The 12,285-nt window shown below is 66.4% G+C and carries 12 protein-coding genes; 11 read left to right on the forward strand and 1 reads right to left on the reverse strand.

The features are described from left to right. Positions 1-302: 302 nt before the first annotated feature. The 10 genes from OG609_RS00505 (at position 303) to OG609_RS00550 (ending at position 9,937) form a co-directional block, all read left to right on the forward strand. Positions 303-1,583, forward strand: a complete 1,281-nt coding sequence (locus OG609_RS00505) for an ATP-binding protein (RefSeq protein WP_327270902.1) — start codon at positions 303-305, stop codon at positions 1,581-1,583. An 11-nt stretch (positions 1,584-1,594) separates the two neighbouring features. Next, a complete protein-coding gene (locus OG609_RS00510) occupies positions 1,595-2,026 on the forward strand; it encodes a roadblock/LC7 domain-containing protein (RefSeq protein ID WP_327270903.1) in 432 nt (143 codons plus the stop codon). Then, the gene (locus OG609_RS00515; protein ID WP_327270904.1) at positions 2,023-2,406 is read left to right on the forward strand and encodes a DUF742 domain-containing protein; all 384 of its coding nucleotides are present in this window, start codon (positions 2,023-2,025) and stop codon (positions 2,404-2,406) included. The genes OG609_RS00510 and OG609_RS00515 overlap by 4 nt, the downstream gene beginning before the upstream one ends. Beyond that, positions 2,378-2,998 (forward strand): GTP-binding protein, encoded by a 621-nt coding sequence (locus OG609_RS00520; RefSeq protein WP_385651939.1) that lies wholly within the window; start codon positions 2,378-2,380, stop codon positions 2,996-2,998. Before OG609_RS00515 ends, OG609_RS00520 begins: the two co-directional genes overlap by 29 nt. Further along, on the forward strand, positions 2,995-4,287 hold the full coding sequence (locus OG609_RS00525) for a cytochrome P450 (RefSeq protein WP_327270905.1): 1,293 nt from the start codon (positions 2,995-2,997) through the stop codon (positions 4,285-4,287). Before OG609_RS00520 ends, OG609_RS00525 begins: the two co-directional genes overlap by 4 nt. Positions 4,288-4,451: 164 nt before the next feature. Beyond that, positions 4,452-5,531, forward strand: coding sequence for a polyprenyl synthetase family protein (locus OG609_RS00530; RefSeq protein WP_327270906.1), 1,080 nt, complete (start codon positions 4,452-4,454; stop codon positions 5,529-5,531). 47 nt (positions 5,532-5,578) lie between these two features. Further along, positions 5,579-7,177, forward strand: a complete 1,599-nt coding sequence (locus OG609_RS00535; protein WP_327270907.1) for a prenyltransferase/squalene oxidase repeat-containing protein — start codon at positions 5,579-5,581, stop codon at positions 7,175-7,177. Beyond that, a complete protein-coding gene (locus tag OG609_RS00540) occupies positions 7,174-8,553 on the forward strand; it encodes a cytochrome P450 (protein ID WP_327270908.1) in 1,380 nt (459 codons plus the stop codon). The genes OG609_RS00535 and OG609_RS00540 overlap by 4 nt, the downstream gene beginning before the upstream one ends. After that, entirely contained in the window at positions 8,550-9,515 is a 966-nt protein-coding gene (locus tag OG609_RS00545; RefSeq protein WP_327270909.1) for a terpene synthase family protein, read from the forward strand. The genes OG609_RS00540 and OG609_RS00545 overlap by 4 nt, the downstream gene beginning before the upstream one ends. A 110-nt stretch (positions 9,516-9,625) precedes the next feature. Next, on the forward strand, positions 9,626-9,937 hold the full coding sequence (locus tag OG609_RS00550) for a DUF4240 domain-containing protein (RefSeq protein ID WP_327270910.1): 312 nt from the start codon (positions 9,626-9,628) through the stop codon (positions 9,935-9,937). Positions 9,938-9,993: 56 nt separating this feature from the next. On the opposite strand, the gene OG609_RS00555 is transcribed toward OG609_RS00550, so the two are convergent. Then, a complete protein-coding gene (locus tag OG609_RS00555; protein WP_327270911.1) occupies positions 9,994-10,221 on the reverse strand; it encodes a hypothetical protein in 228 nt (75 codons plus the stop codon). Positions 10,222-10,998: 777 nt separating this feature from the next. Here OG609_RS00555 and OG609_RS00560 point away from each other — a divergent pair. Further along, the gene (locus OG609_RS00560; protein ID WP_327270912.1) at positions 10,999-12,282 is read left to right on the forward strand and encodes a phosphatase PAP2 family protein; all 1,284 of its coding nucleotides are present in this window, start codon (positions 10,999-11,001) and stop codon (positions 12,280-12,282) included. Positions 12,283-12,285 lie beyond the last annotated feature (3 nt).

A 12,285-nucleotide genomic window follows, 5' to 3' on the forward strand; every position in this document is an offset into this window, starting at 1 on the left:
CGGCTTCGCAGTCGTTTGTCTGCGGTGCCACTTCTTCGCCCTGCATGAACGGTCCACACATTATTCACGAATTGCCACATTGTTACTCCTGTCCGCCAGTTCTCCGGAGGCCGCACTCATCCCCTATGGGGGAGTGAATCGCTGCGCCGCCTTCGAAGGCTCGACCCCGACCCCTAGGACCACCCTCCGTGACCTTGTCCTCAATAATCGCCCTTGCCCTCGGCGTCTTGTCCCTCCTCCTAGCAGTCGGGGCGCTGCTCCTGGCACGCTCGCGCCGCAAACACGTACGACGGGGCAGAGACTTGTCCGCGGAGGCGCAGGCCGCCAATTCCCGTGCGCAGGCTGCCGAGGGCCGCGCCCGAACCGAGGTGCAGAACAGGCAGACCGCAGAGTCCCGCACGAAGGAACTCAATACCCGCGAGGCGGAGCTTCTCGACGAAGTGCGTCACCTCGCCTCTGCGCGACTTCCCGCTGTCGCACTGCACCTGATCAGCTCTCATCACCCCGTCCCCGGACTGCTGCACAAGAGTCTCGCGGGGTCCGAGGCTGCACAGCTCCTCGACGCCCTGCCCGAAGCTGTTTCTGGCATCGTCCTCAAGGAGAGGCGCCGCATCGACGCCGCTGCTCGGGCTGCCCTGCGCGGTGCAACTCAGGAGTCCCAGGCACTTTCCTACCGTCTGCAGACGAATATCGTGGGTCTACAGCACGAGTTCAGCGCGCCGCCCAGCCTGACGCGGAGCCTGCTTGAGTCCGACCACCTCAATGAGCAGAACCTGCGCCTCACGCAGAGAGCCGCCATCGTGTGCGGAGGCTGGCCGGGTCACGTCCGCAAGGACACTTACGTGAGCGAGGTCGTCAGTGGTGCCTCCTCACGACTGCGCGGCTTCGACCGCATCAACATCGTTTCTCGGCTGGGCCTTTCCAACATCGGCGTGGTCGGGCGCGCGGCCGAGCCTGTTGCTGTGGTCTGCGCCGAGCTGATGGCCAACGCACTGGAGCACTCCCGTGACGACCTCATGGTGGACGTCGGCCTGATCCAGACCGGCAACGGCAGTGTGTGCATCACGATCGACGACGCCGGCAAGGGCATGACCTCAGAAGCGCTCGCCCGCGGCCGAAGTCTGATATCGGGTGAACAGCAGGAGGTGATGCTCCTCGAGCTCGGCGACCCGCCGTCCATGGGCTTCGCCGCCATCGGCCGTCTCGTCGCCGACTACGGCCTCCACGTCTCCATCGACACTTCCTCTCCCTATGGCGGGGTGCGCGCTGTGGTGTCCGTTCCCGAGAACTTGCTGACCTCGATCGACGAAAACGCCACACCTCCGTCGGTCATGGCTCCCCAACCCGCCGTGGCACCCCAGGCCCACAAGCGGCCCGCCACTGCCGACTCGCCCGCGCACTCGCCCGCGCCGACCGCCGCAGCGGAGCTGCCGCAGCGCCGCCGCCGTTTCTCAGCGACCGCCACCAATGATGACGCCGCCGCAGCAGCGCCCCGCCCCTTGGACCCGGAAAACACCGGTGCCATCTGGAGCGATTTCCAAAGTGGCCTCACCAGCGGCCGGTCCGCCACCGATTCGGAGTAAACACTGTGACCATGCCTGAAGCCCACGAAGAGACCGGCCCGTCCGCCTGGGTCCTGAAGCCCATCACCGAAATCCGTGGCGTCCGGCACGCCCTGACCATGACTCTCGACGGGATGGTCCAGGTCACCTCCGAGAACCTCACCAAGGACGAGGCAGACGGCATAGGTGCGATGACTGCCGCGCTGCACTCCGCCTCTCGCGCCGCCACCAACGCCGTTTTGGGAGCCCCTCCAAGCACTCCACTCACGACCGTCACCTCACACAACGATCGGGGTACCTACATGGTCATGCCGGTCGGCGAAGGAACCAACACCCTGATCGCGGCAGCGGGCGATGAGGACATGCCCATGGGGGTGGTCGCGGCCACCATGGCCCGCCAGGCAATGAAACTCGGGGAACAGATCATGTCCGTTCCCGCCCGTACCAGCGACGGGACGTCATGAGCCGCGGCCAGGAACAGCGACGGCTGCTGCCGGCCTACCTTGCGACCGGAACCAGCCCCGGCACCGGCCTCTCGGGCACCCTCGATTCGCTGGCCGCTCTGCGTGCCAGTGGTCTGCCCCTCGCCAGGTACCACACGGCGGTGCACCAGCGCGTGATCGAGCTGCTTACCGACGGATCTCTCAGCGTCGTCGAACTGGCCGGCTATCTCGGCCTCCCGGTCAGCGTGACTCTGGTGCTCGCCGAACAACTTGTCACTGACGGTCAGTTAAAAGCCAGCGTCCCGATTCCGGACGCTCTCCGCGCGTCGAACGATGGCCGACCGTCGAAAGAAGTTCTGGAAGAGGTTCTGAGTGGACTCCACGCTCTCCTTGCCGCCTAGCTCGCCTCCCGTCTACCTGCCTGAGGGAGAACACCGAAGGATCAAGATCCTCGTTGCCGGCCCGCTCGGTATCGGCAAGACGACCGTAGTCAAGTCGCTGTCGCAGATTCCGACACTGCACACCGACGAGGTCATGACGAACGCGGCGGTCGCTACCGATGACCTCAGTCACGATGTCCTGCGTGACAAAACCACCACCACGGTCGCCATCGACTTCGGCCGTCTGACTCTGCCAGGCGACAAGATCGTTCTGTACCTGTACGGAACTCCCGGGCAGCGCCGCTTCCTTCCTCTGTGGGAAGGCATCGCGTTCGGAGCACTTGGTGCCCTCGTCCTGGTCGACACCCGGCGGCTCAAGGACTCCTGGGAAGTGATGGAACTCATCGAGGAGCGCGGTTTGCCGTACGCCGTCGCTGTCAATGTCTTCCCTGACTCACCCAAATACGACTTGGCGCTCATCCGTTCGAAGCTCGACCTCGCCCCAGAGACCCCACTGGTCACCTGTGACGCACGGGAGAAGAACAGCGGCCTCCACGCCCTCATCCAACTGACCGCCCATTCCATATCCGTTGCCGGAGTCGAAGCCTCGTGACGCTCACACCAGCCGAAGCACCTGTGTCCCTGCATGGGGCCGAACACGCCGCGAACCCGCAGCGCAGCTATGAACTGCTGCGCCGGCAGGGGCCGGTCGGCGTAGCCGAGGTGGCCCCCGGTGTCGTGGTCAACCTGGTCACCGACTACCGGGCCGCCCTAGACCTCCTCCAGGACTCCGATACGTGGACCAAGGACACCCGGAGCTGGCTGCCGCAGGTGCCGGAGGACAGCCCGATCCGGCCCCTGGTGGAGTGGCGGCCGAGTCTGTTCTTCGCCGACGGCGAGGCGCACGCGCACCTGCGACGTGTGATCACGGACAGCTTCGGTCTCCTGGACCCCCATGATGTGCGCGTCCTGACATTCCGCTATGCCGACACGCTGCTCCAGGAATTCGCTGATACCGGGACGGTCGACCTCGTCCGCCAGTACGCGCAGCAGCTGCCCCTGATGGTCTTCAACGCTCTGTTCGGTATGCCGGACGAGGAAGGGCCTCGGCTTGTGTGGGCGCTCGAGGCGATGATGGACAGTGATCCGGAGAAACAGGCAGCGGGCGCACAGTCGTTCGGCGCCTACCTCGAAACCCTCTACGGGACCAAGGCGGCACAGCGCGGCCACGACTTGACCTCCTGGTTCATCGATCACCCCAATGGGCTGAGCCAGGAAGAGGCCGTCAACCAGGTCCTCATCACCCTCGGGGCCGGGAACGAGCCACTGTGCAACCTCATTGCCAACACGCTCGTCCGCATGCTCAGCGACGACCGCTATTTCGGCACCCTGACCACCGGAAGCCTGCCCATCCAGCACGCCATCGATGATGCGCTGTGGCACGACGCGCCGCTGGCCAACTACAGCGTCCACTTCCCCAAGAAGGACGTGACCTTCCACGGCGCTCGCATCCCCGCAGGCTCGCCCGTCATGGTGTCGTACGCCGCCGCCAACACCTGCCCCCACTCAGGCGTGCCGGCGGACGGCTATCGCTCTGGGAAAAAGGCGCACCTGGCCTTCGCTGCAGGGCCCCATGCGTGTCCCGCCCGTGACGTCGCCACGCTGATCGCCACCGCCGCCATCGAGAGGCTCCTGACCTACCTGCCGGACATCGAACTGGACGTTCCCGCCGACAGGCTGACCTACCGCCCTGGGGCTGTCCACCGGACGCTCACCGCGCTCCCGGCCCGGTTCACCCCGCTGACGCCCGACGCCAACGGGGCCACCCCCTGGAGCCGGAGCCCCTCCCGCCCCGAGCGGGACACGCCATTGGCCCCGACGTCAGGCAGCGCTAAGGCGTAGAAGCCCTCCCACCTGCCGTCGATCGTCGTGTCGCGGTGGTGCCGCCCGGAAGCCGGCCGACACCACCGCGACAGCCCCAGGGAGGAGACGCGGGTCCGTGGCCCCGTCCTCTGCAACAACGGAACCGCGACGACGGTTCTCGAACGAAAGAGGATCAACCGCCGGTGACACAAACCCTTCCTCCGGGACTGCCCGACCTCACTTCCCTACGACAGCAGGTGGGCGCGGCTCTGACCGGATTCCTGGACACCAAGGAAAGTGCTGCACCAGGAACCGAGCTGCTCTACCTGACCACCGCCCTGCGCGGACTCCTGACCGGCGGAAAACGTTTTCGGTCCCTGCTGTGCCTGTACGGATGGCAAGCCGCCGGAGCAACAGGCGACATGACTGCTGCCGTCCGCGCTGCCGCCAGCCTCGAACTTTTCCAAGTGTTCGCCCTGGTACACGACGACGTGATGGATGACAGCGACATCCGTCGCGGCCAGCCGTCCGCCCACCGGGCACTGGCCACCGCGTATACCGACGGCGGCGGCCCGGGCAGCAGGGCCGAGGCGCACGGACTGGGCGCGGCCGTCCTCCTCGGAGACCTGGCCCTGGTGTGGTCCGATGAACTGCTCCGCACAGCGGACCTCAGTCCGGGGCGACTGGCACAGGTGCTACCCCTGGTGGCCGAAATGCGGAGCGAGGTCATGTACGGCCAGCTCCTGGATCTGCAGACCACCGGCCGCCTTGCCGGCGACGTGGATACGGCACTGCACGTTATTCGATACAAGACGGCTAAATACACCATAGAACGGCCCCTGCACATAGGGGCGGCAGTGGCCGGAGCGACCCCGCCCGTACTCGATGCTTGCACCGCCTTCGGCATACCGCTAGGAGAAGCGTTTCAGCTGCGGGACGACCTGCTCGGGGTCTTCGGTGATCCGGCAAAGACAGGCAAACCAATACTGGACGACCTGCGCGAGGGCAAGGCCACCGTCCTGATGGCGCTCGCGGTCCAGCGAGCCTCCACGGCCGAACTGAAAACGCTGCGCGAGCTCGTCGGCCGAAGCGACCTCAACGAGGAACATGCGGCCGCGGTCCGCACGATCCTGAACTCCACCGGCGCCCGGCAGACCGTGGAGGAAATGATCACCACACGACGGGCGGCAGCCCTCGCCGCCCTGGACAACGCTCCCTTCCCGGGAAGTGCCACAGCCTCCCTGCGCCGACTCGCCCGGGACGCAACGGCCAGGCAGACATAGGGCATCGCCGCACACCGTCATCACAACCCCGAGGAGGAAGTCGCCCCATGAGCATCAGCACACCCATCGGCACGTCCTACGCCGAACGAGCCACCAGCCTGGTGGCCAGGGTCGACCAGGACAGATGGGGAAGCGTCCGCCCCTCCCTGTACGAAACAGCCCGCGTCCTCTCGGCAGCGCCGTGGCTGCCCGGGGAGCCACTGCGGATCTCGTACCTGTTGGAACAGCAGGCGCCCGACGGCAGTTGGGGGGAGGGACCGCTGCCCTACCGGCTCCTGCCGACACTCAGCGGGGTGGAGGCCGCACTGGCGGTCCTGCGAAGGGGCACCACGTCCGCAGAGGTCACCGGCCGGCTCACGGCCGCGGTGAACAGGGGCCTCGACGTACTGCGATCACTGCCACCGGTGTGCCCGTGGCCGGACACGGCCGCAGCAGAAATACTCGTACCCAGCCTGGTAGCCGAGATCAACGAGAAGCTGAACTCCCTGACCACCGGCGAGCACACGCCGGATTTCGGTGGCCTCCGGCTGTCGGTTCCGGGCGGCTTCCACGCGTCGGCACCTGCTCGCGTGGCCGGCCGGTACGAGTCGGCGGGCAGCCTACCCGTCAAGTTTCACCACACGTTCGAAGGCATAGACGGCTACATACCGCTCTCTCTCGTCCCTGACATCGAAGGCCTGCTGGGCAGCTCGCCGGCCGCCACTGCGGCGCGGGCAACGCGGTCACCTGCTACTACCGCTCAGGCCGTCGCCGACCTCACCGCAGTGGCGCAGCGCTACGGCGGTCTCTTCCCCGAGGCCGCGCCCCTCCGCGTGGTCGAACGGCTATGGGTCGCCGCCGCGCTGGCGCGCGCCCACCTGCCCGCTGCCGCTCTTCCCACTGTCCGCGGGTGGGCCGAGGAGATCTACGATCCTCAAGGCGTGCGCGGTGCGCCCGGCCTCATGACCGATGCCGACGACACCGCTATGGCGGTGCTGGTTGCCTCGCTCGTCGGCCTGCCGTACGACCCGGCACCGCTGGACCTGTTCCACAACGGCAGCCACTACGACTGCTACATCGGCGAGGACACCGGATCGGTCACCGCGAACGCCCACGCCCTCCAGGCCCTCGTGAGCTATCTGCGGCACTACCCGACGGCAGAGCACACATACGGCCCCCGAGCGGCGAAGCTGTGCGACTGGCTGGCCGACCAGCAGCAACCCGAAGGACATTGGACCGACAAGTGGCACGCCTCCCCCTACTACGCCACCGCGCGAAGCGTCACCGCGCTCGCACAGTACGGCGGCCACCACGCGTCCAGGGCCGTCCAGAGCGCCGCCGCGTGGACAACTGACACTCAGCGCGCCGACGGCTCCTGGGGCGTGTGGGGCAGCACTGTCGAAGAAACCGCATACGCCGTCAAAATCCTGCTGAGCGCCGCCACCCCCACACCGCAACCGCAGCAGAACCGGGCCCTGGACCTTGCCGAAACGTACCTGCACGCCGCCTCGCACCCCGGCCACCAGCACCCCGCCCTGTGGCACGACAAAACCCTGTACGCGCCCACCGCAGTGATCGAAGCGGAGGTGCTCGCTGCACAAGAGTTGCTGCGGGCACGTCGCGCAGCCGCATGTACAGAAGCAGATATGGAAAGGACGGACGCGTGACTCCCGACATAGATGTGACTGCCGACATGGACGTTCCGCCGACCGCTCCGGGGCGGCTGCCGCTCATCGGACACGTTGTACCCCTGCTCAAGGACCGCCTGGAATTCGTCGAACGCCTGCGCACATACGGGCCGATCGTCCGTATGTCGGTCGGCCCCAAGAAGGTGACCGTGGTCAACTCTCATGAGCTGATCCACGAGATGCTCACCAGCAAGTCCGGCTCCTTCTCCAAGGGGTTGCTGGGCGAGAAGCTCAAGCTTTTCGGTCAGTCGGCCCTGCCGGTCGCGGAAGGCGAGCCCCATCTGCGTCGGCGCCGCCTGCTCCAGCCCGCCTTCCACCGCGAGCGGATCAGCGGGTACGTCAACACAATGCGGGAAACGGTGGAGCCATCCATCACGGGCTGGCGTGAGGGGGAACTGCTCGACCTGAAGACCGAAATGGGGCTCATGGCACAGGACGTGGCCATGTCAGTGCTGTGTTCCTTCCGCGCGGAGCAAGAGCGGGCGCGCGCGATCCTCGACGCCGTCGACACGGTCTTCACGGCCGCCATCTGGCGCACCATGGTGCCCGTGTCCTCGCTGGAACGGCTGCCCACCCGCAGCAACCGGCGGCTCAAGGCCGCCCGCAGCCTGCTGCGCAGCGAGGTGGCGGACATCATCGCGGAGCGCCGGGCGGACCCCCACGCCCACGACGACCTCGTGACGCTGCTCCTGGAGGCCCGGGATCAAACCGGTGCGCCACTGCCCGACAACGAGATCCTGTCGGAGATCATCGGGCTGCTGGCCGCGGGCTCCGAGACGACGGGAGTCATGCTGGCCTGGCTGTTCCACGAGCTGGGCCGCGACCCCGAGCTGGAGCGCAGGCTGCACGAGGAGGTCGACTCCGTGGTCGGAGAGGGCCCGATCACCGCCGAGCACGTCCCCCAACTCACCTTCACCCGCAGACTGGTCAGTGAGACCCTGCGCCTGCACCACGCCGGCTGGCTGGTGACCCGGCAGGCCACCAAGCCCGTGCGCCTCGGGCAGGTCAGCCTCCCGGCGGGGGAGCAGGTGCTATGGAGTCCCTACGCACTGCACCGGGACCCGGTCCTGTACTCCGACCCGCTGTGCTTCGACCCCGACCGCTGGCTGCCGGAGCGTCCCCAGCCGCCGAGGGGAGCCTTCATCCCCTTCGGGTCAGGAAAACGCATGTGCATCGGCGACGCGTTCGCCTGGACGGAGGGGATAGTCATCACGGCGTTCATCGCGTCCCGCTGGCGGTTGCGGCCCGTTCCCGGCGCCACCGTGGAGCCGATCGGGCTGCTCACCGTGCACCCGTCGGACCCCCGTATGGTCGCCGAAACCAGGCAGCGGGCCGTCGCGAGGACAGCCGCATGAGCCACACCCGCAGCTCGGACGCGCGTACCCTGCCGATGCCCGACCTCCGAGGCTCTTTCCCCGGCCCCTTCGCCACCAGCCCGTATGCCGACGCCATCGAGGAGCAGACCGCCCACTGGCTCCGGACCTTCCCCTTGATCGGTTCACCCGGCGAGGCGAAGGCCCTCTGCAACATCACGGCCCAGGGGGTGGCTCGTGTCCTGCCCACGGCGGACCGGGACGGCGTGTTCCTCTGCGCCGATCTCTTTCTGTGGCTCACCGCGTTCGACGACGTACACGGCGAGGCCGAAGGAGGCCGTGACACCGCCCGTCTGGTCCGCCGCATCAGTCACTGTGTCCATCTGCTGGCCGGCCACGACGAGCCGGCGGCCGATGACGACGCCTACACCGCCGCCCTGCGGGACCTCCTGCACCGGTTCCGGCAACGGGCCACGCCCACGCAGTACCTACGGCTCACCGCGCACGTGCGGGACAACCTTTTCGGCATCCTCTGGGAGGCCCATCACCTCGACAGGCCCGACCAGGTCACCCTGAGCGACTATTGCGCGATGCGCCCACACACAGTTTTCGTCCGGACCGTTATGGCGACCGCGGAAGTCGCGCTCAGGTACGAACTCACCGAGGATCAGCGAGCCTCGGCAGCGGTGCGGGAACTGGAGCAGGCCATTGCCGACCTTGCCGGGTGGATCAACGACCTTGCCTCGTACGCGAAGGAGACAGATCGCGGTGGCCCGCCCCCTCTGAGCCTGCCGACACTGCTGATCCGACACCGCGAGTGCGACCTCGAAGGGGCGTTCCGCCTGGCCTCCCGCATGTGTGAAGACCAAGCCTCCACCGCACGCCTTCGAATCACCGAACTCTCCGTCAACGGCAAGAACCCACTCGCGGATCACGCTCGCGCCGTGGAAGCCGTCGCAGCCTCCTACGTGTGGCACATAGGGCACGCCCGCTACGAGGGCTGATCTGCGCGGTGTGCGGGGACCCGACGACCGAGTCCCCGACCGTGTACAGCCGGGCGCGCGGCATGCGAGGGAGGCCCGTACGCGGATCCGGCGACCGCCCGATATCTGACGTGGTCGGCTTCGCCGAGCACCTCTTCTGGGCTCTGTACAGGTTGGATCGCAAGGAGTACGGCGAGGGACTGACGGGTGATGCGTTCCTGTATGCCCGGGCTGCGGTCGTCGGAGCCGGCTGTGAGGAGTGCGAGAAAGTACTTCGAGACCCAGCGCGGTTCGTGCCGTTCGTCAACAACCTCGTCTGGGCTGAGGCTCTGCTCTACGTACCCGACAACGCATACGAGCGCCTCACCGGCGATGAATGGGACCGCAACACCCGATACAGCCACGAGTCGTACTCCAACGCGGCCGCGTGGACCAACGCATAGCCCCCAGCAGGCACTCCCACCTCACCATTTGAAACGACGTCAAGACTGCTGGAGATCTACTTCCAGGCCGCATGGCAGGTGCTCAAGTACGGCAGGTGCCCATCCCCCTCGACGGCTGTCAGTGCCTTCGCGGGCCGAAGGCTGATGTGGCCGGTCGCATCGATATCGAATCCCCAGGAGAATCCGGCCACCGGCAGGACGCGCCGCTGGACCTGGTCCAAAGGTGTCCAGGCCAGGAAGCTATGAACGAGCCAGGCCATGGGCTTGCGTTCGGCTCGTGACATGGCGTCGAAAAGAGTGGGGCTGACGCCGAAGAAGGCGTAGGGGGACGGCGCATCTTCGAACAGGACGAATGGGTCCTTATCGAAGTCGACGCCGCCGGAGAGTTGCCTGTGGAACGGACCAGCTGGACCCAGCCGAACAGGGATCGATACCCCTGCCGGAATAGTCCACGGCAGCCGTACGGCACGGAAACCCGCGCGTTTCAGGGCTCGGAGTACCAGATCGTGAACCGATCCGCCAAAGATGCAGTAGCCGGTCGACGACGCACAGCCGCTGCCCGTAGGGGCCGGACAACTGGGCGTTGTGGCCGAGGACGAACATGCCGACGGCCCCAGTCGACGTGACGGCTGTCCCAGGATTCGCCACCAAGGGAGAACTGATCGCCGCATTCGGCGTGTTGGCGGTATGCCAACGCCCCCGTCCAGGCTGCCAGTTCACGGCCCTTTGCACATGCTCTAGAGCCACCGGGTAACCCGTGTCGCCCTCGATGCCCGCCGGGCATCGAGAGTTTCATGGTCATTCCCGAGACGCTGGACCATCGAGCCAGGGTCGACTGTAACCAGCGAACCCATCCACACCGCTCCGATAACATGATCGAATTCATGGCGATCGCCCCCATCGCCCACCCTTCACCGGAACATCGCGCCATCCGGTACGAAGAGTGACCTACGTAACCAACATCTAACAAATCGGCCAAAAAATTGATAACTATCGCATCGCGGGTGTTTTCGCGAATAAACTGCAGAATTACGTTCGCCTCGTGGCGTCAACCACGGGTGATGCTGTGGGCCACGGCGACAGTGGTGGCCCTCGGTTTCCTCATCGCGCTGGAGATCGCCGCGCGTCGCTACGGTCTGCCGGGGCCGATCACCACCCAGGTACAAGAGGTGGTATTCGCCCCCAAATCGGGTTTCCTGTTGTACGCCAGTATGGCGTTGATGATGGTGGTGCTCACCTGGCGGCAACGGTTCATCGCGGCTGGTGCCGCGATCGGCATCGACGTCACCTTCTCGCTGGTGCGGTGGGCGGCCGACGTCAAGGTGACCGACGGCCACCCCTTCGGCAACGGCGCGTTGTGGGTGATTTTGGGCTATGCGGTCATCGCTGTCACGCGCCGCACAGGCCGGGAACGTGTCCTGCTACTGAAGGGCGTCGGGCTGGGGCTGCTGCTGGTGGCCGGCCGCAAGACCGGCGATACCTGGCTACTCATCACGTCGAAGACCCGCCCGGCGGTGCTCGACCAGTACGTGGCAACCGCCGATCACGCGCTGGGCAACCCGTCGTGGCTGGTAGGCCGGATTGTCACGGCCACCGGCCCGATCGGCGCCCGTTTTCTCGACTACGTCTACACTCAGCTTGCGGTGGCCGCGGTCCTTGTCGCGCTGTACCAGCTGCGTAACGTGGCGGTCGAGCGCCGCTTCCCGGGCCATCATCTCGTACGCACCTTCCTGGTCATCGGCCTCCTCGGGCCCGGCATCTACATGATCTACCCGGTGGTCGGACCGATCTTCGCCTACGGCGCCGACGGCGGACACTGGGCGGTGGCCAACCTGTGGCCGGACACGCCGCCGCCGGTCAATGTCCCGCACCAGATGCCGTTCGACGAGATCACCCCACGCAACTGCATGCCCAGCCTGCACACGGCGTGGGCTACCGCGATCTTCATTCATTCCCGCAAGGGCCCACGGAGTCTGCGATTCGCAGGCGCGTTCTGGCTGATCGCCACGCTCGGCGCAACGCTCGGCTTCGGCTACCACTACGGCGCGGATATCGTTGCCGGCGTGGTGTTTACGCTCACGATCGAGGCAGCTCTGCGCTCGCTCGAACGTGGCTGGGACCGCTCAGGAATCCAGCTGGTCATCTACGGTGCAACGGTCTTCGCTGCGCTCTTGGTGTCATATCGCTATCTGCCGATGGAGATGGCGAAACATCCGTGGGTGGCTGGACCACTTCTCATTCTGGCGATGACCTCAGTGATCCTCTGCTACGTACGGACCACCAAACTGTGGGAACCGAAGGCGGCACCAGCGCGGCAACCGGAACCGCAACCCGAACTGGTTTGAGTC

Source organism: Streptomyces sp. NBC_01224 (assembly GCF_036002945.1).
In the GTDB taxonomy this organism is placed as follows: Bacteria; Actinomycetota; Actinomycetes; order Streptomycetales; family Streptomycetaceae; genus Streptomyces.

Excerpts from the sequence above, each read along its gene's own strand:
- OG609_RS00545 (WP_327270909.1), top strand. The coding sequence starts at position 8,550 with ATGAGCCACACCCGCAGCTCGGACGCGCGTACCCTGCCGATGCCCGAC.
- OG609_RS00515 (WP_327270904.1), top strand. The coding sequence starts at position 2,023 with ATGAGCCGCGGCCAGGAACAGCGACGGCTGCTGCCGGCCTACCTTGCG.
- OG609_RS00555 (WP_327270911.1), bottom strand. The coding sequence starts at position 10,221 with ATGTCACGAGCCGAACGCAAGCCCATGGCCTGGCTCGTTCATAGCTTC.
- OG609_RS00535 (WP_327270907.1), top strand. The coding sequence starts at position 5,579 with ATGAGCATCAGCACACCCATCGGCACGTCCTACGCCGAACGAGCCACC.
- OG609_RS00560 (WP_327270912.1), top strand. The coding sequence starts at position 10,999 with ATGCTGTGGGCCACGGCGACAGTGGTGGCCCTCGGTTTCCTCATCGCG.
- OG609_RS00510 (WP_327270903.1), top strand. The coding sequence starts at position 1,595 with ATGCCTGAAGCCCACGAAGAGACCGGCCCGTCCGCCTGGGTCCTGAAG.